We start from the raw sequence: 26,415 nt of genomic DNA on the forward strand, positions 1-26,415 counted from the left end.
TTGTTACTTATAATAATCCTTATTTCTAATTTTACTAAAACATAAAAAGACCTCTTCCAATTGCTCGGAAAAGGTCTTTTTTATTGTAAAAATTAAATCTTTACACAAGTTGCGTTAAAGCATCATTTAATGTGAAACTTGGACGCATAGCTTTAGAAGCCATATCAAAAACTGGGTGATAATATCCTCCAATTCTTTGAGGTGTACCTTGTGCATCAATCAATTCTTTATTGATCTTCTCTTCGTTACTTAATAACACTTCAGCTAATTCAGTAAATTGAGCTTTTAAATCAGCATCTTTATCTTGTGCTGCTAATTCTTGTGCCCAATATAAAGCTAGGTAGAAATGAGAACCACGGTTATCAATACTTCCTATTCTTCTTGCTGGAGATTTATCATTATCTAAGAACTTGTCAGTTGCTGCATCTAATGTTTCTCCTAAAATTTTAGCTTTAGGGTTATTAAATGTATCACCTAAGTGTTCTAAAGAAACTGCTAATGCTAAGAATTCTCCTAAAGAATCCCATCTTAAATAACCTTCTTTAATAAATTGTTGAACGTGCTTTGGAGCTGATCCACCTGCACCTGTTTCAAACAATCCACCACCGTTCATTAAAGGAACGATAGAAAGCATTTTTGCTGAAGTACCAACTTCTAAGATTGGGAATAAATCTGTAAGGTAATCTCTTAAAACATTACCTGTTACAGAGATAGTATCTTTTCCTTCTACAATTCTTTCTAAAGAAAACTCTGTTGCTTCTACTGGAGCTTTGATCAACAAATCAAGACCTTTAGTATCATAATCAGCCAAGTATTTGTTTACTTTTTTGATTAATTCTCTATCGTGAGATCTGTTTTCGTCTAACCAGAATACAGCAGGAACACCAGTTGCTTTTGCTCTATTTACAGCTAATTTCACCCAATCTTGAATTGGAAGATCTTTAACTTGACACATTCTGAAGATATCGCCAGCTTCAACAGCTTGCTCAATCAAAACAGTACCTGCTGCATCAATTACTTTTACAGTACCAGCTGCAGACATTTGGAATGTCTTGTCATGAGAACCATATTCTTCAGCTTTTTGAGCCATAAGACCTACGTTAGACACACTACCCATTGTAGTTGGATCTAAAGCACCATTCTTTTTACAGAAGTCTATTGTTGCTTGGTAAATACCTGCGTAAGATCTATCTGGAATAACTGCTTTAGTATCTTGTTGTGCTCCAGCATTGTTCCACATCTGACCCGAAGTACGGATCATTGCAGGCATAGATGCATCAATAATAACATCAGAAGGAACATGAAGGTTAGTAATTCCGTTATCAGAATTTACCATTGCTAAATCAGGGCTTGTTGCATAAACTGCTTCGATTGCAGCTTCTACCTCAGCTTGCTTCTCATGACCTTGGATTTTTGCGTAAACATCACCTAAACCATTTGTAGCAGTAACACCTAATTCTGCAAATAAATCAGCATACTTTTCAAATACATCTTTGTAGAAAACTTCTACAGCAGCACCAAAAATGATTGGGTCAGAAACCTTCATCATTGTTGCTTTCATGTGTAAAGAGAAAAGTACTCCTTGTGCTTTTGCATCTTCTATTTGCTCTGCAATGAACGACTTTAAAGCCGCAACACTCATTACAGAAGCATCTATAATTTCTCCGTCTAAAAGAGCTACTTTCTCTTTTAAAACTGATGTAGAACCATTTGTACCTACAAATTCAATCTTAACGTCAGTTGCTTTATCAACTGTAACAGATTTTTCACTTCCATAAAAATCACCTGCAGGCATACTTGCTACATGAGATTTAGATGTTGAAGTCCATGCACCCATAGAGTGAGGATGTTTCTTCGCGTAGTTCTTAACCGCTTTAGGCGCTCTACGATCTGAGTTTCCTTCTCTTAAAACAGGGTTTACAGCACTACCTAATATCTTTGCATAACGTTTCTTGATTTCCTCTTCTTCTGCATTAGCAGGATCAGCAGGATAATCTGGAATATTATAACCTACAGCTTGAAGCTCGTTAATTGCTGCTTGTAACTGAGGAATTGAAGCTGAGATATTTGGTAACTTAATAATATTTGCCTCAGGCTTTTTAGCCAATTCACCTAATTCTGCAAGAGCATCACCAACTTTTTGCTCATCAGTCAAGTTCTCTGGGAAATTTGCTAAGATACGTCCAGTTAGAGAGATGTCTTTCGTTTCAATCTCAACACCCGCAGCGCTTGCGAATGATTTTACAATTGGTAAAAACGAATAGGTAGCTAGTGCTGGTGCTTCGTCTGTTTTGGTGTAAATGATTTTTGCTTTTGTCATGTCTTACTTTCTTATGTGATAAGGAAACACACGGTATGCTGCCGAAATTTGTTGTTAACTTAATTAGAGATAGTACAATATTAAACGAAATACTGCTCTATTTCCAAGGTGCAAATTTACTAAATGTTTGTTATATCAAAATTAAATTAAGTTGACAGAAGTTAGAAATGTAAAAAAAAATGCTTTAAAGCTCATTTTAGCCTACTAACGGAATTAAAAATACAATCAATTTTAGCGTTTATAGTTAAAAATTACCGATTTAATCAGATTCTTTGCTTATTCATCTGATAGATTTAGTAGATTCGTTAATATATGTATATCAAACAATAATCACTTATATGACCTTTCAATTAAAAAATAAAATTAAGCAAGATACAGTATGGCAAGTACTTCTAATACTTGCTTATTTCTTTCTTACATTTAACTTTTTTAATCAACGTTTTGGCAATCAATATGCATTAATGAAAGCTTTATTATTGATAAGTTGTCAAATATTCATCTGGCAGGTCAATATCACTTTCCTTCTCCCAAAACTTTTACTTCAGAAAAAACACATACTATATGCCGTTGTATTATTTACAATGGTAATTATTGTCGCTTTTGTATATCAAAAAGTAGAACGATACATAATAGACTCTTGGAAGCTATCTGTTAGAGAAGAGTTACTGTTTCCTTTTGATGATCCAGAATTTACAGGTAGAAATCACAGGCCTAATTTAAAGAAATTAAAAAGGGGTTTTAAACTATTTGAATCAACTTATAACTTAATCTTATTTAGTGTAATTGCATTAGCTTCTACTGCTTACAAAATGACTACATATAGCCTTAAAAAAGAAAATGAAGCATCAAGTTTAAGAGAAGAAAAAGTGAAATCTGAGATGGATTTTCTTAAATCCCAAGTAAACCCACATTTCTTATTTAATGTTTTAAATAATATCTATTCACTTTCTTTTCTAAAATCTGATAAAACTCCTGATGTTGTTTTACAATTATCAAATATGCTGAGGTATATGCTTTATGATACCGGTACTGCAACTGTACCCCTTCAAAAAGAGATAGATTACCTAAATAACTTTATAGGATTACATATTCTTAAAGATGATGCTATTAAAGATAACATTGATATAAATTGGGATATACAAAATAGTAATTTACCTATTGCTCCTTTGTTATTTGCTCCATTTATAGAAAATGCTTTTAAACATAGTCATATAGAAGATGAAACAAATGGGTGGATTAAAATTTCACTGTCCTCATCTTTAGATGGCCAAATCACTTTTAAAGTTAGTAATAGTCAGCCTTTAAATAATTTATCAAAAGATAAACAAGGAGGAATAGGTTTGGAGAATGTAAAAAAACGTCTCAACTTGCAATACAAGAATAAACACTCAATGGTAATACATGATTCATCTAAAGAGTATTCCATTATACTAAATATCAACACACAATAAACATTAAACACATACCACAGAAATGACCACACAAATTAACAACCAACCTTACAAACCTAAACATAAAATTAGGCTTGTAACGGCAGGATCCTTATTTGATGGACACGATGCTTCCATCAACATCATGCGTAGAATTATGCAATCTACGGGTGCAGAAATCATACATCTTGGACACAACCGTTCCGCACAAGAAATTGTAGATTGTGCAATTCAAGAAGATGTACAAGGTATTGCAATTACTTCTTACCAAGGGGGACACCTAGAGTATTTTAAATATATCCATGATCTTCTTAAAGAAAGAGGTGCAGAATATATTGGTATTTATGGTGGTGGTGGCGGAACTATTCTTCCTTCTGAAATCAAAGAGCTCCATAATTATGGAATTAACCGTATTTACTCTCCAGATGATGGTAGGTTAATGGGATTACAAGGCATGATTAATGACATTTTAAAACAATGTGATCATCCTACAGGAAAAAAAGTTAATAAGGAATTATTAAACCTCGAGAAGAAATCTCACCGTAATCTTGGGCGAATTATTTCTGCTATAGAAAATTTCAAAGCTGATAATAATGAGTTACTTGATACCATAAAAGAAAAAGCAGCTACCTCTAACACACCTGTTTTAGGTATAACTGGTACAGGTGGAGCCGGTAAATCTAGCCTCGTAGATGAATTAATTCGTCGTTTTTTGTTGACTTCAGACGATAAGCAAATTGCTATTATCTCTGTAGATCCATCAAAAAGAAAAACAGGAGGCGCTTTACTAGGCGATAGAATTAGAATGAATGCAATTGCTGATAATCGTATCTATATGCGTTCTTTGGCAACAAGACAAGCGCATATAGCTTTATCAGAACATATTCAAGAAGTAATTAATTTGATGAAGGCGGCAAAGTTCGATTTAATCATTTTAGAAACTTCGGGTATAGGTCAATCTGGAACTGAAATAATAGATTTTAGTGATGTTTCTCTATATGTAATGACTCCTGAATATGGAGCTGCAACTCAATTAGAGAAAATAGACATGCTTGATTATGCGGACATCATTGCTTTAAATAAATTTGATAAAAAAGGTGCCCAAGATGCACTACGTGATGTCTGTAAACAATACCGTAGAAATCACAATCAATTTGAATTACCCGATGAGAACACTCCAGTTTTTGGTACAATGGCGTCTCAATTTAACGATAGTGGGGTAAATCAATTGTACAATAAATTAGCAGAGCTTCTTAACGAGAAAAGTACATCTTTACATCTTACTAAAATTGAGAAAGGTTCTCTTGATGAACGCTATCATATAATCCCTCCTGCAAGAGTTCGTTACCTATCAGAGATTTCTGAAGTAGTCAGAAGTTATAATTTAAATGTATCTGAACAAGCTGAAATAGCCGATAAATTGTATGGTCTACAAAAAGCCATTGAGGTTGTTGCTAGTGATTTGAATACAAAAAAAGTATTAGAAGATGCTTTCTCATCATTAAAAAAACAATTGGACCATGAAGTAATTGATCTAATTGAAGGATGGAAAAGTAAAGTTGAAGCGTATAGTCAAGAAACCTTCACATATAAAGTAAGAGGGAAAGCTATAAATGTTGCGGCAAAGAGCACTTCACTTTCTGGTACAAAAATCACTAAAGTAAGTCTTCCTAAATACAAAGGTTGGGGAGATATTACAAAGTGGGCCATGCAAGAAAATGTACCCGGTGAGTTTCCATATACTGCTGGTGTATTTCCTTTTAAAAGAACAGGTGAAGATCCAACAAGGATGTTTGCTGGAGAAGGTAATCCTGAAAGAACAAATAAAAGGTTTCATTACCTTTCGGAAGGTCAACCTGCAGCTAGATTATCTACTGCATTCGATTCTGTAACACTATATGGAGAAGACCCTGCCTTTAGACCTGATATTTATGGTAAAATTGGTAATTCTGGAGTAAATGTTTGTTGTTTAGATGATGCTAAGAGGTTGTACTCTGGATTTGATCTTTGTGCTGCAAGTACTTCCGTTTCTATGACCATAAATGGACCTGCGGCTACCATGACTGCTTTTTTCATGAATGCAGCTATTGATCAACAATGTGAGTTGTATATTCATGAAAATGGGTTAATTGAGTCTACCAAAAAAATTATTAATTCCATTTTTAAAAATGGAAAGCAACCTGTATATAGATCTGATCTTCCTTCTAATCACAATGGCCTCGGTTTACTTCTTCTAGGAGTTACAGGAGATCAAGTTCTTCCTTTGGATGTCTATTTAAAAATAAAAGCCACAACTATTGCCAAAGTTAGAGGTACAGTCCAGGCTGATATCCTAAAAGAAGATCAGGCACAGAATACTTGTATATTTTCTACAGAGTTTTCTTTGCGATTAATGGGTGATATGCAAGAGTATTTCACTAAACAGAGTATTAAAAACTTTTATTCTGTTTCCATATCAGGATATCATATTGCAGAAGCTGGTGCAAATCCAATTTCCCAATTGGCTTTTACCTTGGCAAATGGGTTTACATTCATAGAATATTACTTAAATAGAGGAATGAAAATTGATGATTTCGCTCCTAACTTTTCTTTCTTTTTCTCTAATGGCGTTGACCCTGAATATGCTGTTATTGGAAGAGTAGCAAGAAAAATATGGGCTAAAGCATTAAAATATAAATATAAAGCAACAGATAGGTCTCAAAAATTGAAGTACCATATCCAAACTTCTGGAAGGTCACTTCATGCTCAAGAAATTGCTTTTAATGATATTAGAACAACACTACAAGCTTTGTATGCCATTTACGACAACTGTAATTCATTACATACAAATGCTTACGACGAAGCAATTACAACACCTACAGAAGAGTCTGTACGTAGAGCAGTTGCCATTCAACTGATTATCAATAAGGAATTAGGGTTAACAAAAAATGAGAACCCAATACAAGGTGCATTTATTATTGAAGAACTCACAGATTTAGTAGAAGAAGCTGTAATGGCCGAATTTGATAGAATTACTGAAAGAGGCGGTGTTCTTGGTGCTATGGAAACGATGTACCAACGTTCAAAAATTCAAGAAGAATCTTTGTATTATGAAACGCTAAAACATAATGGTGAATTTCCAATTATTGGTGTAAATACTTTCTTATCAAAAAATGGGTCACCCACAGTAATTCCTGAAGAGGTAATTCGATCTACTAAAGAAGAAAAAGATGAACAAATTCATTCTTTAGAAAAATCACAAGAGTTTAATAAAAAAGAAACGACAAAAGCTTTAGCTGATTTACAACTGAAAGCTTTGGAACAAAAAAACACTTTCGAAGCGTTAATGGATGCTTCAAAGGTATGTTCATTAGGTCAGATAACTGCTGCACTTTTTAATGTAGGCGGACAGTATAGAAGAAATATGTAAAATATTAATGGGGAATGAAAACAAATTCATTCCCCTTTTTTAAAATCACTTACCCACAAAATGATCTAAGTGAAACACTAACTATTACTATCAACTAACTCAATAAAATTTCGGATTATATAAATTCAATTCGATCAATTTTTTGTTCTACATCAAGATATAATTTTAAATAATACCCCAAAACAACAATTTCACTAAAAGAACCAAAAGCCTGTCTTGTAAAATATTCTTTATCAATTTCAAAAAGAAATACATTATAAAATACTAATACTGTCATCATCAAAAGCATTACTCCTTTAGTTCTTTCGGCTGATTTAAAAGACATTAAAATGTAGAGTAAACTTAAAAACCCTGCTAATATCGTTTCAGAAAATGTAGCGATTTCGATATAAATAAAAAGAAGATTCCAGATTGCCAATACAATAAATACGTATTTGATTTTATTGCTTATTGTACCTAATCTTTCTAGATGTGACTTTAACATAATGCTTAATTTAAGTAATGAAGAGATTCATCATCTTATATCAAGACACCAAAAATATCACCTTTGTAATCTGTATTTTTTTATTAAAATTGAAGCAAAAAAAAAGAGTAGCATAAAACGCTACTCCTTTCTATCTTAACTTTATTTACTCTAAAACTCTCTTTATCTTAAAGGCCGAAACAAATACCTATTTGTGCTCCAGTACCTATATTTCCTTGAATACCGATTTTATCAGAGATGTGATATTTTGCACCTACACCAATACCCAAGTGTAAAGCATTTCCCTCTCCAAATTTAAACCCTGCATCACCTACTGCGTAGACATCCCATTTTGGATTAGTGATGTTTAAAACTCTATCTGCATACCATCTAAATCTTGCTCCAGCTCCAAAAGAGCTTCCTTTACCACTCCATGACTGATAATCTACAAATGCACCCACAGTAAAATCTCTACCTAATTGTGCTATTTCATAATCAGCCATAAAGCCTATTGTATTATTAGAAAACCCTGTAGTTAAACCTAAATTTAATGTACCAGGACCTTTAAAATTTGCTGCTCCTGCTTTCTTCGTATTATCTTGTGCTATTGTTGTTGTAGAAAAGCCTAATAATAATGTTGAGACGAATACAAATAATAACTTTTTCATAGTAGATGTTTTTTTGAATAATGATAACTTAATTGAAGATTGTAATGGCTTATTGCCTTTGTTCAATTACTAATATCCCTACTTAAAAAATGTCACCACATCCTCAGATTTTTTTCCGAAAAAAAATCCCTTCCTAAATAAATTAGAAAGGGATTTCTTTGAATTTGATTAAGAACAATTAGTTCATTGCCTCAATCTCTTTCATATCTTTTAATTTTTGAATTTCTGAAAATTCATAGCGAACTGTATTTTTAAACGATCCACCATAAGCTGCTTTTAAGAAATTCTCTGCTTGTTTATAATCTCCAGCTTCTTTATAAACTAGTGCAATAGCAAAATTATACTTTGCTTTTGTTGGAGGATTTATACTTGGGTTATGAATAACCTTTTTTAATTTCTCTGTAGAAGCACCTACCTGCATTAGGTTTTTCTCACACATTGTTTTAATGAAAATTACATTTATGTTTCTTTCATTTTGAGGCAATACATTTTGGAACTCTTCTAAATGTATATATGCAGTAGAATAATCTGCAGATTGATAATTTAAAATAGCTAATTCTAATAATTTTGCAGAACGCTTCTTTATATCTTTTTCAGCCATTAATGCTCTATCCTGAGCTGCAATCACTTTTGTTTTAGTAGTATGTATAGCTGCAAGTTGTTTCTGTAGATCAAATGCTTCTATATACGATGAGTTGATGCCTAATGTGATATCAATCATAGCTTGACTCTTTTCATAGTCCATTACATCAAAGTAAGTATCAGCTAAGCTAAAATAGTAATCTTCTCTAAAGATCATAAACATTGCTTCTGCCTCTGAAGTAGTAATCTTATCCATCCATTGACTTGCTTCAGAATATTTTCCTTGAGAGAAAAGTGACCAAATGTACTGATAGTAATAACGCTCATTTCCTGAAAGCGGCTCAATATCACCAATAATCTTAGCCATTAAATCTTCCGCTTTTTCTGGACTATCCATTTCGTTCCAGTACATCGCTTCATAATAATCAAGATCAAAAGACTCGACTAAATTTAAAGATCTAACATCATCAATATGAGGTTTAGAAAAACGGTGTCTATTTGCTTGATCAAGGATATCTAATATTTTTAATTTATATAAATATCTCTGGTCAATACTTGGGTCTTTTTGAAAAGCAAGGTCATAAAAATTAACAGCTTTAATTGGCTGCTTTCTTTGTGAATATAAATCACCAAGCATTTCATAAGCTCTAAAATAACTAGGGTCTGCTTGAACACAACTTTCTAAAGTTGCGATAGCTTCACTAAATTTTGTTACAGCTAAATATGTATTTGCCTTTTTAAAATAAACACTTCCATCAGATGGATTTGCTTGAATTGCTTTTTCCAATTCATCTAGAGCTTCTGAATATCGATTATTTGCTAATAAAAAATCCGCAGTCTCTAGGTGTGCTTTAGCTTCGCTATTTTGAGCAATACCTTCATTTAGAAAAAATATTGAGCAGAATAACGTAATAATAATATTTAATTTAGATAGTCTCATATATTGTAATGTTGAAGAACTCGTTCTTTTGTACTTGCCTGATAAAAAAGTTTATTGAAAAAATTAGTAAGACTTTAAGAAATCAACCAGTTGCCCATCAACTCCGTAAGATTGCAATTGCTTAAGATACGCTTGAGCACTTTCTTTACTTACAAAATTTCCTGCAAACACCTGATATGTAATATCACCACTGTATTGATCAATCATAATAAATACTTCTTCTATGTTGTATTCATTTACAATATGACAATGCTCTTGTGCAGATTCTAAATCGCCAACATCTGTTACTAGTACAGACCATCGGTTTTTTTCTATCCTCACTCCATTTGGATTGTATAAATATCTATACATTGGATCAAATGAAATGTATTCTGCAAAATATGTTGTCGGTTCAGCGCTTTCACCATCTTTGTTCTTAATATTAAAGAACCAATAGGCTTGTAAAACATTGAAATTCGACACATCTTCTGTTCCTTTCACATACAAGTAGTACGTATTACCTTGATCTGTTAACTGTCTTGGAATACCTCTCCTCATAGTATAAGAGGTGATTAAGTAGTTTGTAACCACTTCACCTGCAATATGATCTTTAGGTGGTTTAGGTGCAACCCGTAAAAAATCTAATTTACCGTCATTATTATAGTCACCAAAACTATCAGTTCCTTGAAATAAACTTGAGAAAGAAGTTTGACGAATTGACCCTTTATCTGTTATATCAAATACATTATAGCATCTGTAACGACAATTATCACCTAAACAATCTTCTCTAAAAGAGATTAGCATAAGGTAGCTTTTGCCTAAATAATCAAATTCTTTTGCTTCTAAAACGTTTGAATAATTCTGACGAATAGATTTTTCCATTGAACAGAAAAAATTAAATTCTCTTCCATTCAAAATAATCCCTGTAGGGTTAGGATTAAATATGTTATCATACTGCGCTCCATTTACAAAATAAATTTTGAACGGAACGGATGCATCACCATAAATCGTGAAAGTTGTATCACCTACTTCGTTTGATGAAGTTGGGAATAATTCACTTTTTACATTTACAGGTTCCTGTGATAAACCTGCAGGGGAATATGTCTGACCTTCGGTAACTTCTTGGGCAATACTAGTTGTTGATGTAACAAATAGTACCCCAATAAATATTAAATTAAATAAATAAAGATTTAATATTTTATTTCTGATAATCATATATGAAGTCTTATAGAATAAATTAACTACTATATTAACGCGAAAATTAACAATTGTTATCGACTAATACATATTTAATTTCCATCAATACTAATAATAGTTAAAATTTGTATACGAAAACTATGTTTATAAGGTTAAACCTTCTAAAATTTGAAGTGTAAACACTATAATTTTAACTCTAAAAGTTATACTAACAAATCCTGTTCCGTTTAATGTGATATATATGTGTACTATTTTTGCTTATTAGTTCGTTAACAGAAAAAGAAGTTTTCTTTATATCAATACTCAGTAAAAATTTAATAGATGAGACTCTTACTTATCGCAGCATTAATATTATCTTATTCTTTATCTATCAATGCTCAAAATCAATTAGATAGAACAAGAATAATATTTAAGTCAGGAAAATATTCGAACTCAACTTCTATAAATGTAGAGATTCATGGTGTTGGCATTACAGAAATGATGGCCAATGGTAATGAATCTTTTAGTGGAAGTAGGTGGATAAAATTTCAAAAACTTTTTCATTATACACTTTCTAGTGGTGATGGAGTTAAAACTGTATACTTTAAATTTAAAGATGCAGATGGAAACGAATCAAGTATTCTAAAAAAGAAAATTATTTTAGATACTACCCCTCCACAAAATACTAAAGTGGAAATTGATGTTCCTTCAAAATATTTCACAGATCAGAAAAGTTTAAAAGTTGGTGTTATACTTACTGCAAAAGATGCTAAGTATTATCAATTAGGAAACACCTCTGCATTTCATGGTAGCAAATGGAGGCTTATTCAAGACGATTATGTTGAATGGGAGCTAGAAGCAGGTGACGATGGTATTAGAAGAGTATACGCTCGCTACAGAGACCAAGCTGGTAATATAACTCCTGTTATTCATGATGAGATTTTAGTGGATAGAACGGCTCCATTTGGTGCTAAATTGACTATAAATAATGGGGAAAAGATTACGAATAGACAAGATAGAAAAGTTGAACTCGAAATTTTCTGTAGACAAGCTGATTCTATGATAGTTTCTCAAGACCCTCAATTTATTGAGCAAAAGTGGGAAAGTTATAGCATCAAGAAATCAATTAGTTTAACAGAAGGAGATGGTCTTAAAAAGGTTTATGTAAAATTTAAAGACCTTGCAGGTAATATGACTTCTACAACAACTTCTACAATTAATATAGATACACAAGCACCTAAAAATATTGAATTACAAATTGATAGTGGTGCTGAGTCTACAAATAATATTAATAAATTAGTAACGTTACAGATAAAAAGTGATGGTGCTGTACTCATGATGGTTTCTAATAGTTCTTCATTTAGTGGCGGACATTGGAAACAAGCTGACACCTCTGTTATTGATTGGAAATTAAAAGGAGAGACTGATGGCGTTAAACATGTTTATATAAAATTTAAAGATGAGGCAGGAAATATTTCTCGCCCAATTAGAGCCAGTATAGAACTAAAAAGAGGGTTTTAATTACTTTAAACCTTTCTTTTTCAAGAAATTAAAAATCTTCATTCAGTTGTGAATGAAGATTTTTTTTTGCTGAAAATTTTGAAAAAAGTAGAAACTTTCATTACTTCGCATTAATCCTATATAATTAGTAGATTAAACAAAAGTAAATACAATATGTCATCGCAGAGCATTATTACACAAGCTTCAGCAGTAACATTTGATCAGCGTGTTGATGAAATCGCGAAGCAGGTGGCTAAATACCATAAAGATGGTAAGAAGATTTTTGCAAGTTCTTCTTTCCAACCGCAAAGTGTTGTACTATTAGATATTATCAGTAGAGTTGACAAAACGATACCAATTTATTTTTTAGATACAAATTATCACTTTCCAGAAACAATAGCATTTAGAGACCAGTTGGCTGAAAAGCTTGGGTTAAATATCATTGATATTAAATCTGATATTCCAGTTGATAAACAAGTTGATGAAAATGGTCAGCCATTACACGCTACTCAACCTGATAAATGCTGCCATATTAATAAGGTTGCTCCTTTGGAAGATGTACTACCTCAATTTGATGTTTGGATTAACGGCATTAGAAAAGGGCAGTCTTCTGTAAGAGCTCAAATGCAGAAAGAAGAAGAAGGGAAACATGGTATATTAAGATATCACCCTATTTTAGATTGGGATTCAAAAATGGTTTTCCAATATATAAACGAAAGAAAATTACCATTGCACTCTCTTGTTGCTAAAGGCTACTTTAGTGTTGGATGTTTACCTTGTACTGGAAAAGCCGACCCTACTAAACCGCTATGGTCTGATGATAGATCTGGACGTTGGCAAGGACAACAAAAAACAGAGTGTGGTTTACACACAAGTTTATAAACTAGCTTATCTAACTAGAAATTATTAATAGAAAGGTCTCAAGTATTCAATACTCTGAGACTTTTTTTATGCCCAATTTGTCAATTATTAAATTTATTTATCCGTTGGTTGAAAATACTATACCGTTGGTTGAAAGCTTTTAATTCCTTGAATCTTTTCTTTCATATTTGAAGTATACAAAATCAAAACAATCACTTAAAAAAATCTAGTGTCATGAAAAAGTTAGGAATAATTGTAATAGCAATATTTATCGGGTTAGTCTCTTTTAAAAAAATTGCTCAAAAAGGAGATCCTAAAAAAAGGGAAGAAGCTAAAAAAGAAATCAATGCATACATGAAAGCAAACATGTTACCTGTTATGCTTGAAAACAGAAAAGAGTTCGACACGAAACTTTCTAAAAAAGAAAAAGCTACTCTTGTTTCACTTAGAGAAAGACTTGATGCTTTAAAAGGTAAAAAAGATAGCATGAAGAAAGATAAGTCTTCTGGAGAACCTTCTGAAGCACAAAAAAGTGAAATGAAAGCCATGAAAACTGAAATGCGTCATATTATGACAGATGCATGGGTAATTGTAGATAATCATGAAAGTGATTTAGAAGCTATCAAAACAGCCAATAAAGCAAATGAAGAAAAATGGAAAACTGATATGAAAGCTATTTTTGAAAAATACAAACCAGAAAACTCAGAAATGGGTAAGAAAGGCAAGCATGGTAAAAAAGGGCATCGTTTCGGTCAAATGGATGATAAAAAACCCGTAATGTTTGTTCTAATGGATCCTTCTAAATCTGTTGATCAAATTGCCTCTGAAATGGAACAAAGACAAGAACAGAGAGGTCATAGAGGTGGAAAAGGTCATCACGGTAACAAACGCTAAACCTAATTTAAATAATAAAAAAAGCCACGAATGTTAATTCATTCGTGGCTTTTTCAAAATCAATTAATATTAATATTCAATATCTGCTACTACTAAGCTTTCTAGAATCGGCTTTACATTAGCACCTACAACTTCTACGTGTGCAGGGTGAACTTGGTAACGATCTAAAGCTACTTTATCCTCAAATAAAGAAAATAGAATTACAGTATACCCTTGCGATCTATCTGAAATATTTTTCTTTACTTGAATTTCCTTCAGCTCATCAATTTCCCCAGATAATGCTTGTAAAGCATCTATCATTCCTTGAATTTGATCTTCTGAAGCTTCTTCTTTTAACTTAAATAAAACGGTGTGATTAATCATCTTGTCATGTTTTTTAGTTCATGACAAAAATAGAAACCTTTTACTCAATAACTAAAGATGTTGATCACTTTTTATTACTGAGCACTTACTTCGTTTTCAATACCGCCATTTAATAGAAGTTCTTCATCTTCATCATCATTAAATGATAAATTATATGAAGCCTTTGCTACAACAAGCCCTGATGATAAGGGCGTACCTTCAACTCTATAAACAATTACAAGAGGTGTTTTTGAATTTTCTTCAGATACAGAATATTCCCAATCTTCATCAGTTACAAATTCAACATTATTAAAACCTTCAGAAGTTATTGTCAGCCCTGCTCCTGCATATAATTCATTCAGTGTTCCTAAATGCTCAGAAAGCTTATTGTACTCACTTAATTTCATTTCTCTTTTTTGCTGAAGTGCAACAACCTCATCAAAATTACCCAGGCGTTCCTTTGTTTCTGAAACAACTTGATCAAATTGACCTTTCTTTCTAAAAAAGTCTTTTTCAGAATGGTTTACAATAATTTCATCATATAAATAATCTTGAAGAGCAATGTAGAATACGTCTATAGTTTTCCCATCCACTTCCGTTTTTCTATGTTGATTATATATGTATTCGAATGCAAATAATGTTCTCAGTAAAGATCTTCCCTCTTCAAAAAGACGTGTATTAGCAACTTCTAATTCTTCTATTGCAGTACTTACTCCCCCCATGGTAACACGAGAGTTTCTTGCATCTTCTAATACAGTTAATACCTTATCAATATTCTCCTGCATTACATTAATATCTCTTATGTAACCATCTCTTGTAGATAAAAGCCTTGTTAAAGCAGATTTAACGGCACGACTTTGCCCACTAGCATCAGACTGAGAAATATTATCAGAAATTACTTCTGTATGCTTATATATATCAGTCATATTATTAAGCTCTTCTTGTAATGACATTAAACTAGCTTCTAAATCACTAGTATCATCACCAAGAGACTGCATAATTGATTTAATATCTGCATCAACTTGTCTTACATTCTGATCTGCTCTTTCTACAGCATTCTCTACCTGATCAAGGTTCATATTTGGCATACGAAGCGTGATGGCAACAGCACTACCTTCTACAGCATCTCCATTTAACTCCCAAACTGTGTTCTCCTTTATATATTCGTCTACAGTTACTAGTTTAGGGTCAATTTCATCATCGCCACTAAAAATAAAAAAGGCGATTGTTGTTACTAATAGTATTCCACCAAAAACACTTCCTATTATGATAAGTAATTTGGTTGATGAGTTCTTTGAATTTTCATCCATAGTATTTGAGCTTATATTTGGTGATTTTGATCTTAGTCAAATTAATCGAAATCTTGGACAAACTTATTTACTTTTTATCTAAAATGATGAAATATATTGAATTAATTCAATTTCATTACATAAGATTTGATCTTTATCAATTAGAACGCTGTAGAACGCAATTAATTTTAAATGTGAAGAAAAATATTTTTTAATTCTCAATGGTTGATAAATTGTATTACAATTCCTTAAATTGTTATTAATCTTAATTAAAGGTTGATAAATGTATTCTTAAAATATCAATCATCAGAAACTCTAAAGGAGACTAGACGTAAGAATACTTAATATCTAATTGAAATTGAATTACAACAAAAATAGATGAGCCAACAAAAAATATTATGGGCCGATGATGAAATCGACTTATTGAAACCTCATATTTTATTCCTTACTAAAAAAGGATATGATGTTACACCCGTTTTAAGTGGGCTTGATGCAATTGAAAAATGTGAAGAAGAAGAATTCGACATAATTTTTTTAGATGAAAATATGCCCGGTATGACAGGGCTTGAAGCACTTGAGCAGATTAAAAGAATAAAACCGAATATTCCTGTAGTAATGATTACTAAGAGTGAAGAGGAATATATTATGGAAGATGCCATAGGTGCTAAAATTGCTGATTACTTAATTAAACCTATCAACCCTAAACAAATACTACTCTCCGTAAAAAGATTACTTGATACAAGAAAACTTGTAACAGAAAAAACAAACTCTGCTTACCAACAAGATTTTCAAAGTATCATGATGTCATTTATGAATGACATGGATTGGGAAGATTGGGTAGAAACTTATAAAAAATTAGTCTATTGGGATTTAGAAATCAACCAGACAGAAAGCAAAAGTATGAGTGAGGTCTTTGAAATGCAGAAAAATGAGGCAAATCATAATTTCTGTAGATTTATTAAAGACAACTATGTGGATTGGATGGAAGAAACAGAAGGTAGACCTATCTTATCTCCTGAATTACTCCCTGAAAAGGTTTTTCCTTATGTGAAAGAAAACGACGAAAGTGTATTTTTCATACTCGTTGATAATCTTAGATATGATCAATGGAAAGTAATAGAACCTTTAATTGCTGATTTATACAATATCAAAGAAGATGTTTATTGTCCAATTTTACCAACAACAACCGCTTACGCTCGTAATGCAATATTCTCTGGGTTAATGCCTGCTGAAATTGAAGCGACGTACCCTGAATGGTGGGTTAATGACAATGATGACGAAAGTAAAAATAACTACGAAGAGCAGCTTCTTGGAGAACAGCTACTTCGTAATGGTATAAACGAAAAATATAGCTACAATAAGATTATTAGAGCTTCACAAGGAAAGCAACTTAACGAACAAATAAATACATTAATGCATAAGAAATTTAATGCTGTTGTATATAACTTCGTGGATATGCTTTCTCATGCAAGAACAGATACCAACATGGTAAGAGAACTTGCTCCTGATGAAGCTGCTTATAGATCGATTACAAAATCTTGGTTTGAACACTCAACATTATTTGAGATGTTGAAAATTCTTGCTGAGAAAGATTGTAAAGTGTATATCACTACAGATCACGGTACGGTTAGAACACGAAAACCTTATAAAATTGTTGGGGACCGTGAAACAAATACAAACTTGAGATACAAACAAGGCAAAAATCTTTCTTATAACAAGAAAGGGGTATTAATAGCTAAACACCCAGAAGATTTCGGGCTACCGAAAAATGAAATTTCGACTTCTTATGTATTTGCTATGGAAGATACATTTTTTGCTTATCCTAATAACTACAATTATTATGTTAGTTATTATAAAGATACCTTCCAACATGGAGGTGTTTCTATTGATGAGATGATTATTCCATTTATAGAATTATCTAAAAAATAAATCAAAAAGCTCTTAAGATTGATCTCTTAAGAGCTTTTTTTAGAACTTCCAATCAAGTTTTGATTTGGGGTTTATTTTAAATCTATCTTCTAAATCTTGTGGCACTTCCTTTAAAATATTAGATAAACATAAATTGACTAGAACATCTGATGCTTCTTCTTCCGAGAGGTCTCCGTGTTTCATCAACTGATTTAAAGTAATAAAATCGTTTTCGTCTAACAGTTTTAGAACCATGCGTTCTAACTCACCATACTGAAAAACATAATCAATATCTTTACTTCTCCCCTTAAGTATTCTACGTATTAGCTTACTCATCTGAACACTTTTATCCGCTACTCTGATATAAGCTTTACCTACTTTTCTTTTCAAGTTATAAAGTAAGAAAACAGGTTTATTGTGATAAGGATCTATTTCGAAAACAACTACTTGCCTAATATGAGATACCTGAACTATATGAATTTGATAATCTATTTTTTTTGATATTCGAGTTTTTATAGCTTCTTCCAAAACATATTTTTCTCCCTCAATATCAGTAAAGCCATCAATTCTACCATCATCTGCTACGCCTACAATTAAGTAGCCTCCATAATTATTTGCAAAGGCAACTACCTCTTTCATAATTTTGACAGGATCGGCAGCCTTTTTCTTAAACTCAATTTTGAGTCCCTCTCCTTCTTGAACTAACTGTTTTAAAAAATTAAGATCCAAAACAATATATTTAATATCTAAAAATCACAAAAACAGAATATAACAATCTATAAAACGTTACGCACCAAGATGTTTAACTGAAATACGTAATACATTTTGTCGTTAAGCCAATATTTCCGAAATTTATGTTGAAATAAGTAATTATTTCCGATTGACTTTTAACAACTTATCTATGCCATACAAAAAAGCCAAATAGGCTTAACGGTTATTCTAACTATTTTATTTTTATTAGCGAAAAAAGGTATCTCATAGTACATCTATAGATACCTTTTTTATATCTTAATTATAATATAGGCGAGACCTCTTTAACTAATTCTAAAGCATCAAAATAAATCTTGTAAGACTTACCATCTTCACCTGTTTTCCCTTTACACTGGCTGCCTTCTGTTACATAGTAAACATATTGCTTGGTACTTCTAGTATCTAAATCTACACGATCTGGTTTACCCAAAATCTGTCTAATATCTGTAATACTTGTACCTAACAATCTATCTTTAACAGATAAAAAATCGTCTTCTAATTTTTCTCTATCACCCTTACACGCAAACGGATCGTTCTTCCATGTCTTCATGTCAAAATTTTCTTGTTTTATCTTTGAATCTTTAGCACAAGATGAAAATAAGACTATTGTGCAAATAAGTGGAAGGAAGAATATATTTCTTTTCATTATCTAATTTCTATGTGAGCCTTCTCAGTTTCCAAGGTGTAAGGATATTTGTAAGGTCTGATGTTTCTTCTGATTTTTTCTTTTCAAAAAATAGCTTTGCAATTACAGCAGCACCTACAAATTCTTCATCCTTGGTTAAAGGTTCAATCAATAATTCAGGTTTAAAAAACTTATTCACGAAGTTAGTACCAAAATTACCAGAAACAAAAGCATCGTGTTTAAGAACAAACTTACAAAAGGGTAAAGTTGTTTCAAGTCCCGTAATTTTATATTCATCAATAGATCTAATCATTCTACTGATAGCCTCTTCTCTAGTTTTTCCCCATACAATTAACTTACTCATCATTGGATCGTAGTGCATGCTTACTTCCATGCCTTGCTTATAACCACTATCAACTCTTACACCCATACCTGCAGGTTCTTCATAACGATTTAGAACGCCAGTATCTGGTAAGAAATTTTGATACGGATCTTCTGCATAAACGCGTATTTCTATTGCATGACCATTAATCTTTAAGGCAGATTGATCATAACCTAACTCTTCTCCCTCTGCTATTCTAATTTGCTCTTTTACTAAATCTAATTGCGTAATTTCTTCGGTAACTGTATGTTCTACCTGAAGGCGTGTATTCATTTCTAAGAAGTAATAAGAATTGTCTTCATCCAAAATAAATTCTACTGTACCTGCCCCAATGTAATCACAGGCTTTTGCTACACGTACAGCACAATCTCCCATTTCTTGTCTTAAAGCCTCCGTTAAAATAGAAGAAGGTGCTTCTTCAATAACTTTTTGATGTCTTCTTTGGATTGAACATTCTCTTTCAAATAAATGAACAACATTTCCATGTTTATCAGCTAATACTTGAAGCTCAATATGTCTAGGGTTTTGAATATATTTTTCAATAAAAACAGCACCATCACCAAAAGAAGAAGTAGCTTCACTTACTGCTCTTTCCATCTGATTTTCAAAGTCATTCGGATCATCTACAACCCGCATTCCTTTTCCTCCACCACCAGCACTTGCTTTTATTAAAATAGGATAGCCAATTTCATCAGCCATTTTTTTAGCCGCTACTAGATCTGTTATTGCTTCTTCGCCACCGGGAACTAATGGAACATTGAACTTAGAAACTGTTGCTTTGGCTTCTAATTTACTTCCCATTACTTCTATAGCTTTTGCAGAAGGACCAATAAATATCATCCCTTCTTCTTCTACTCTTTTTGCAAAAGTTGAATTTTCAGATAAAAATCCATAACCTGGATGTATAGCATCTACCTTTAGTGTTCTACAAACTTTTAGTAGATTATCAATATCAAGATAAGAGTGTGTAGAACTAGCAGGACCAATACAAACAGCGTGATCTGCTAAAGCTACGTGAGGAGCTTCTTCGTCTGCTTCGCTATACACTGCAATAGTAAAAATACCTAACTCTTTTGCAGAGCGTAATATTCGAACAGCTATTTCTCCTCTATTCGCAATCAGAAGGCGTGTAATTTTTTTCATTATATGTGTTAGTTGTATTTATTGTTTAAGTGTTCTGTTGGAAAGTAATTAACTATACCAATACTTTTCTAAGGTCGAAATAAATAATGAAGGAACAAAACCTTTCAAACCCACCCATTGAATAGTTTTTTGGTTTGATTTTAACTCCATTGCACGCACAATTCCTAATTTTTGGTCCTCAACTTTTTCGATCGATAGTATCTGATTAAAGTCCCACGAAAATGTTTTTAATTCACCACTATTCGGGCTCGCCCCTATAAATTCTAAATTAGACTTATAGAGTATCATCATTCCAAAATACCTTTCGTTACCTTCCATAAAAGAAGCCCACATTCCACCTTTCATATCGTTAGGTTCGATACCTCTTTTATTTAAAACAACCACCACTTGGTCTAACATGCTTATTAATGCATTTTTATCAAAGGTTTTTATTTCTAACATTGAAAAATGAGTATCCCATTTCTCTTTAAAATCACTATCCATTCTAATAATTAAATAAAATATTAATTTACTTATATATTGATTATCAATTTTATAAGTAATCATCTAAAAACGTACGTAGGAATAAAATTATGATTAAATTCTGAAAAAAAAGTACACTGCAAACGTTATATAAGTACCTATAAACATCATTTAAAAATAACTCACTATTTAACCCACTCAATATGATAAATTACTACTCCATTCTACTACTATTTCTCATTACTATTACCAACTTCGCTTTTTCTCAGAATAAAGATGCTGAAGACTATTACGTCAAAGGTGAAGTTTATGCTGAATTAGGACAATTCAAAGAAGCAATTATGGCTTATGAAGTAGCAATAGCCAAAGATGACACAAATCCTAAATACAAATATAGGCTTGGTAATGTCATCTTAAAATCGGGTAATAAGAATGAAGCAATTCAAATGTTTAATAAAACACTTGAAACAGATCCTAATTACATAGATGCTCATTTAAAATTAGCAATTTTATACAAAGAGAAAAAAAATTATAATGAAGCAATCACTCATTTAGATGCTGCTTTTAATATCTCTACTAATAATAACAGAAAAATAGCCTACAAAACAAGAATTATTAATTTACTAGATAAAATTGGAGAATTTGATAAAGCCGGAGTTCATATTGCTGATGCAAAAGCACTAGACCCAAGAAACAATTATGTTTTATATATGGATGCCAAATACAATAATTACATCACAAAAAATTATGAATTAGCTAAATCAAGTATGCAATTGGCTATTTCTCAAATGGAAGAAGATAAAGGCAAAGCACATGAACATTATTATTATGAATTAGGCTTTGCTCATCATTCTTTAGAAGAATACCAAAATGCAAACATTGCTTTTAAAGAAGTTAGAAATGACAAACTTAGAAGCAAAGTTAGTTCAATGACTCCTGAGTACTTTTATCAGGTTGCTTCGGCCTATTATAAAACCTATTATTTAGCAGAAGCTAAGGAGCTACTTGAGGCTGTAATAAAAATGGATGATAAGTTTGAACCAGCTTACGATTTATTGATTGAATTGGAAGAAAACCAATTGAATAGATCTGATATTGTAAAGTTATTGGAACATAAAGTAAGTATCCAAGAAGACAACACCCAGAAAGTTAGAATTTTAGCCGATCTTATTGATCTTGAATTAAAATACAATGATTTAGAAACTTGCTTTACACACATCAAAGAATTTGATAATTGTGGTATTCCACTACCAAACGTAATGTTTATGGAAGCAAAAGCAAATGCATTAAGAAAAGAATATCCTAGATCTGAAGACATTTTAAAACAAATTATAGAAAATTACAAAGATTCTAATATTCGCTATAAATGTTTATTTCTCTTAGGAATGATTTATCAAGAACAAGGAAAAATAAACGAAGCCAAACTTATTTATGCGAATAATTTCCCTGGAGATTTTAATGTAGCAGTACGTGAACAGTTAAAACAGATCACCACAAATAAAAAAGAAACTCTAGTGAAAAAGAATTAATTGTAATAAACACTAAAAATAGACGTCTATCATTCATTTGATAGGCGTCTTTTTGTTTTAAAACTAGTAAGATTTAGTAACTTTAAAATCTGAATATAGACTGAATGTTATTAAGTAAACTAGAAATAAAAGGCTTTAAAAGTTTTGGTGAAAAAGTTACACTAAACTTTGACAAGGGTATAACCGCAGTAGTTGGTCCTAACGGAAGTGGGAAATCCAATGTAGTTGATGCTATCCGATGGGTTCTTGGTGAGCAAAGCACAAAAGCATTGCGTTCCGAGAAAATGGATAATATCATCTTTAATGGAACAAAAACGCGTAGACCTCTACAAATGGCAGAGGTATACCTTACTTTTATTAATAACAAAAATTTACTCCCTACAGAATATACAGAAGTAACTATTGGTCGCCGATTTTACCGTTCTGGTGATGGCGAGTATTCATTAAACGGTGTTCCATGTAGACTTAAAGATATCCATGGTTTATTTATGGATACCGGTATTGGGTCTGATAGTTATGCAATTATCGAATTAAAGATGATTGATGAGATTTTGAACGATACTCAAAATGCTCGTAGAACTCTCTTTGAAGAAGCTGCAGGAATTTCAAAATTCAAGAAGAGTAAAAAAGAAACCATGAAAAAACTCAAGGATACAGATGCTGACCTTGAGCGTGTGGACGATTTACTTTTTGAAGTTGAAAAAAATATGCGTTCTCTAGAACGTCAGGCCAAACAAGCCCAACGTTACTTAAAACTTAAAGAAACTTACAAGGGAGCAAGTATTGCTTTAGCACAGAAAAAAGTAGCAAGTCAGGCTACGGAGCTTCATGAACTAGCAGATACAATGACTAGTAAAAATGAAGAACGTAATACTACATTAAAATTAATTGATGAATTAGAAGCCTCTATTTCTAAAGAGAAAAAAGAAGCTATAGATAAAGAATCCTTATTTGGTTCTCGACAAAAAACACTGAATGAGCATATCCTTAAAATGCGTCAAACAGAAAGTGAGAAACGAATTAAAGGGGAAAGACGTCGTTTTCTAGAAGAAAAGAGAATGACATTAGAAAATCAATCATCTATAGATCGAGAAGCGGTAGCACTTGCACAACAAGGTATTGAAGGTTTGCAGATACAGCTTCAATCTATTGATAGAATGGTTGGAGAAGTTGAAACAGAATTATTTGCGACACAACAAGAAAAAGATGCTCAAGCAAATAAAACTAGTGACTTAGAAGCAACCACTTCAGAATACGAACAACAAGTAAAAAATAAACAAGCTATTATCTTTCAACTTAAACAAAGAGTTGAAATTAATGAGGTACAACTTTCTGCATTAAAACAAGAGCTTGAAAGAGCACATATAGAGTCTTCTGATAAAACGTCTAGTTTAGATGAGTTTGACACACAGTATGCCTCTTTAGAAGGAGAAAGATTAAGTGCTACTGTTCAATTTGATGAAATAAAGGAAGTCCACCAACAACATCAAGAACAATTAAAGAAATGTAGAGAAGATCTTGAACACATAAAAGATCGTTCTTCTGAAATTTTCAGAGTGCTAGATGCCAAGAAAAATGAAAAAGCCTTAACAAAATCTTTAGTAGATAACTTAGAGGGTTACCCTGAAGCTATAAAGTATTTAAAACAAAATACCGAATGGGCAAAAGAAGCTCCAATGCTTTCTGATACTTTACATTGTGAAGAGGAATATAGAGTTGCTATTGAAGGCTACCTTTCTCCTTATTTAAATTACTTTGTTTTAGAAAATGAGGAGGAAGCGTGGAGAGCTGTCAATCTATTAGATGAAATGAAAAAAGGAAAAGCCAATTTCCTTTTATTAGATAAATTTGAAGGCTATAGTGCTTCTCCTAGAAAAGCAATAGAAGATGCCATTTCTGCCATTGATGTTGTAGATTTTGATGATAAATACAGCTCTCTAATAATGTATTTATTAGATGGTGTCTATATTGTACAACGGAATCAGAATAATTTAGCAAAGAATGATAGCGTTATTCTAGTTACCAAAAATGGTAAAGCTATACGAAGAAAATCAGCTATTTCTGGGGGTTCTATTGGTTCTTTTGAAGGGAAATCATTAGGTAGAATAAGACACCTTGAAAACCTTACAGAAGAGATAGAAAATCTAGAAACTGAAGCAGAAAATATACATATACAGAAAGTTGAAAAGCAAGCTGAACACAAAGAGTTATTACAAATTAATCATCAACATGATTTAGAAAGTGCTCAACATAATGTTCAAATTGTAACTCAAGAACTTATTAAAATCAAAACTCAGAAAGAAGAGTTTGCTAAGTTCTTGGAAGCTAGCTCAAATAAAAAAGACGAAATACTAGAACGTATTGGCGATGCTGAAGTTGCTATATCAGAAGGCAGACCGCAGTTAGATGAAGACTCATACACTCTAGAATTTATGGTAGAGCAACTTGAAGAAATGCAAGATAACTTGACCATAGAAAAAGAAAAACGAGTTGAATTAACTACAAAATACAACCAGCTTCATATTAATTTTCTACAGCATGAAAACCAATATAACGGTTTAAAAAAGGAAATTGATTTTAAAGAAGAAGAACTCCTGAAAGCTCAAAACCGAATTGATCAGAATATAGGTGAAATAGAAAAAGTAAATAATGATTTACAAAAATCTGACTCTACTGATGAAGAAGGTAATCAAGAACTAGAAAGAATGGAAGCTGAAAAAACTTCTATTGAACAAGGAGTACTTGAGGCTGAACGTAATTATAAAGAAGCAAGAGAGTTAATTGCTGATACTGAAATTGAAATCAAACTAAAACAAAGTAGCAAAGAGGAAATTGATCAACAATTACTTACTTACAACGAAAAGATAAATGCTTTGCGTCTTTCTCTTACTTCAGTAAAAGAAAAGGTTGCAGTAGAATTTGAAATTGATCTAGAACAACTTCTATTACATAAACCTACTCAAGAAGAAGAGGAAGAAAATCCATACAAAGATTCTTCATTGCAAGAATTAGAACACCTGAGTGAAGATTCAAAAAGGAAATTACATTCCTTAGGTGCAATTAACCACACGGCTATCGATGCATATAATGAAATAAAAGAACGAAACTCATTCATTTTAGAGCAAAGAGAAGATTTAAACAAAGCAAAAGAACAACTTTTAGCTACTATCGAAGAAATAGATGGTATTGCACAAGAAAAGTTCATGACAGCATTTACGCAGATAAGAGATAACTTTATGGAAGTATTTAGGTCTCTATTTACTGATGAAGACAACTGTGACCTAAGGCTTGCTGATGACAGTGACCCTCTAAATTCTAAAATTGAAATCCTAGCCCAACCAAAAGGAAAGCGACCTCTTACAATCAATCAATTGTCTGGTGGAGAAAAAACTTTAACAGCAACTGCTTTACTTTTTGCAATTTATCTGATTAAACCTGCTCCCTTCTGTATTTTTGACGAAGTTGATGCACCTTTAGATGATGCAAATGTTGATAAATTCAATAAGATCATTAATAAATTCTCACATAACTCACAGTTTATTATTGTTACTCATAACAAAAGAACAATGTCTAGTACAGATGTTATTTATGGCGTTACAATGATTGAACAAGGTGTTACAACTGTAGTTCCTGTTGATATCAGAGATAGTCCTACATTAGATGCCTTTACATCTAAATAACTGTTCTAGTTTGAAAAAAGTGTTCGCTCACGTTCATTAACAAATTAACTCTTCAAACAATCAACCAACTGATAATCAACAAA

19 protein-coding genes are annotated in these 26,415 nt (G+C 32.1%); 8 read left to right on the top strand and 11 right to left on the bottom strand.

Annotated features, from left to right (window positions below; genetic code table 11):
• Nucleotides 1-100: 100 nt before the first annotated feature.
• Nucleotides 101-2,320 (bottom strand): NADP-dependent isocitrate dehydrogenase, encoded by a 2,220-nt coding sequence (locus EI427_RS12160; RefSeq protein ID WP_126614993.1) that lies wholly within the window; start codon nucleotides 2,318-2,320, stop codon nucleotides 101-103.
• A 338-nt stretch (nucleotides 2,321-2,658) separates the two neighbouring features.
• On the opposite strand from EI427_RS12160, the gene EI427_RS12165 reads away from it, so the two are divergent.
• On the top strand, nucleotides 2,659-3,771 hold the full coding sequence (locus EI427_RS12165; protein ID WP_126614995.1) for a sensor histidine kinase: 1,113 nt from the start codon (nucleotides 2,659-2,661) through the stop codon (nucleotides 3,769-3,771).
• Between the two features lie 22 nt (nucleotides 3,772-3,793).
• The gene (locus EI427_RS12170; protein ID WP_126614997.1) at nucleotides 3,794-7,159 is read left to right on the top strand and encodes a methylmalonyl-CoA mutase family protein; all 3,366 of its coding nucleotides are present in this window, start codon (nucleotides 3,794-3,796) and stop codon (nucleotides 7,157-7,159) included.
• Nucleotides 7,160-7,274: 115 nt separating this feature from the next.
• Here EI427_RS12170 and EI427_RS12175 read toward each other — a convergent pair whose 3' ends face one another.
• The 4 genes from EI427_RS12175 to EI427_RS12190 all read right to left on the bottom strand — a co-directional run bounded on the left by EI427_RS12175 (nucleotide 7,275) and on the right by EI427_RS12190 (nucleotide 11,006).
• Nucleotides 7,275-7,643, bottom strand: a complete 369-nt coding sequence (locus EI427_RS12175) for a hypothetical protein (RefSeq protein ID WP_126614999.1) — start codon at nucleotides 7,641-7,643, stop codon at nucleotides 7,275-7,277.
• A gap of 167 nt (nucleotides 7,644-7,810) precedes the next feature.
• Complete coding sequence (locus EI427_RS12180) at nucleotides 7,811-8,290, bottom strand: hypothetical protein (protein ID WP_126615001.1); 480 nt, start codon at nucleotides 8,288-8,290, stop codon at nucleotides 7,811-7,813.
• Nucleotides 8,291-8,468: 178 nt separating this feature from the next.
• Entirely contained in the window at nucleotides 8,469-9,812 is a 1,344-nt protein-coding gene (locus EI427_RS12185; protein WP_126615003.1) for a tetratricopeptide repeat protein, read from the bottom strand.
• A gap of 63 nt (nucleotides 9,813-9,875) precedes the next feature.
• Nucleotides 9,876-11,006: an SPOR domain-containing protein gene (locus EI427_RS12190; protein ID WP_126615005.1), complete on the bottom strand. Its 1,131-nt coding sequence runs from the start codon at nucleotides 11,004-11,006 to the stop codon at nucleotides 9,876-9,878.
• Nucleotides 11,007-11,309: 303 nt separating this feature from the next.
• Here EI427_RS12190 and EI427_RS12195 point away from each other — a divergent pair, with 303 nt between their 5' ends.
• The 3 genes from EI427_RS12195 to EI427_RS12205 all read left to right on the top strand — a co-directional run bounded on the left by EI427_RS12195 (nucleotide 11,310) and on the right by EI427_RS12205 (nucleotide 14,222).
• Nucleotides 11,310-12,488 (top strand): hypothetical protein, encoded by a 1,179-nt coding sequence (locus tag EI427_RS12195; RefSeq protein ID WP_126615007.1) that lies wholly within the window; start codon nucleotides 11,310-11,312, stop codon nucleotides 12,486-12,488.
• A 153-nt stretch (nucleotides 12,489-12,641) separates the two neighbouring features.
• Nucleotides 12,642-13,349: a phosphoadenylyl-sulfate reductase gene (locus EI427_RS12200; RefSeq protein ID WP_126615009.1), complete on the top strand. Its 708-nt coding sequence runs from the start codon at nucleotides 12,642-12,644 to the stop codon at nucleotides 13,347-13,349.
• 213 nt (nucleotides 13,350-13,562) lie between these two features.
• On the top strand, nucleotides 13,563-14,222 hold the full coding sequence (locus tag EI427_RS12205; protein ID WP_126615011.1) for a hypothetical protein: 660 nt from the start codon (nucleotides 13,563-13,565) through the stop codon (nucleotides 14,220-14,222).
• 69 nt (nucleotides 14,223-14,291) lie between these two features.
• Here EI427_RS12205 and EI427_RS12210 read toward each other — a convergent pair whose 3' ends face one another.
• Entirely contained in the window at nucleotides 14,292-14,585 is a 294-nt protein-coding gene (locus EI427_RS12210) for a Dabb family protein (RefSeq protein ID WP_126615013.1), read from the bottom strand.
• A 74-nt stretch (nucleotides 14,586-14,659) separates the two neighbouring features.
• A complete protein-coding gene (locus EI427_RS12215; RefSeq protein ID WP_126615015.1) occupies nucleotides 14,660-15,874 on the bottom strand; it encodes a hypothetical protein in 1,215 nt (404 codons plus the stop codon).
• A gap of 357 nt (nucleotides 15,875-16,231) precedes the next feature.
• Here EI427_RS12215 and porX point away from each other — a divergent pair, with 357 nt between their 5' ends.
• Nucleotides 16,232-17,782, top strand: a complete 1,551-nt coding sequence (porX, locus tag EI427_RS12220) for a T9SS response regulator signal transducer PorX (protein WP_126615017.1) — start codon at nucleotides 16,232-16,234, stop codon at nucleotides 17,780-17,782.
• Nucleotides 17,783-17,821: 39 nt separating this feature from the next.
• Here the strand turns inward: porX and EI427_RS12225 are convergent, their stop codons facing one another.
• The 4 genes from EI427_RS12225 to EI427_RS12240 all read right to left on the bottom strand — a co-directional run bounded on the left by EI427_RS12225 (nucleotide 17,822) and on the right by EI427_RS12240 (nucleotide 21,207).
• Nucleotides 17,822-18,490, bottom strand: a complete 669-nt coding sequence (locus EI427_RS12225) for an AlbA family DNA-binding domain-containing protein (RefSeq protein ID WP_170178456.1) — start codon at nucleotides 18,488-18,490, stop codon at nucleotides 17,822-17,824.
• 283 nt (nucleotides 18,491-18,773) lie between these two features.
• Complete coding sequence (gene bamE, locus EI427_RS12230) at nucleotides 18,774-19,157, bottom strand: outer membrane protein assembly factor BamE domain-containing protein (RefSeq protein ID WP_126615021.1); 384 nt, start codon at nucleotides 19,155-19,157, stop codon at nucleotides 18,774-18,776.
• A gap of 10 nt (nucleotides 19,158-19,167) precedes the next feature.
• The gene (accC, locus tag EI427_RS12235) at nucleotides 19,168-20,661 is read right to left on the bottom strand and encodes an acetyl-CoA carboxylase biotin carboxylase subunit (protein WP_126615023.1); all 1,494 of its coding nucleotides are present in this window, start codon (nucleotides 20,659-20,661) and stop codon (nucleotides 19,168-19,170) included.
• Between the two features lie 48 nt (nucleotides 20,662-20,709).
• Nucleotides 20,710-21,207, bottom strand: a complete 498-nt coding sequence (locus EI427_RS12240; protein WP_126615025.1) for a hypothetical protein — start codon at nucleotides 21,205-21,207, stop codon at nucleotides 20,710-20,712.
• 119 nt (nucleotides 21,208-21,326) lie between these two features.
• Between EI427_RS12240 and EI427_RS12245 the strand changes: the two genes are divergently transcribed.
• Nucleotides 21,327-22,652: a tetratricopeptide repeat protein gene (locus tag EI427_RS12245; protein ID WP_126615027.1), complete on the top strand. Its 1,326-nt coding sequence runs from the start codon at nucleotides 21,327-21,329 to the stop codon at nucleotides 22,650-22,652.
• 104 nt (nucleotides 22,653-22,756) lie between these two features.
• Nucleotides 22,757-26,332, top strand: coding sequence for a chromosome segregation protein SMC (smc, locus tag EI427_RS12250; RefSeq protein WP_126615029.1), 3,576 nt, complete (start codon nucleotides 22,757-22,759; stop codon nucleotides 26,330-26,332).
• Nucleotides 26,333-26,415: the final 83 nt, after the last annotated feature.

The sequence above is a fragment of the Flammeovirga pectinis genome (assembly GCF_003970675.1).
Taxonomy (GTDB): domain Bacteria; phylum Bacteroidota; class Bacteroidia; order Cytophagales; family Flammeovirgaceae; genus Flammeovirga; species Flammeovirga pectinis.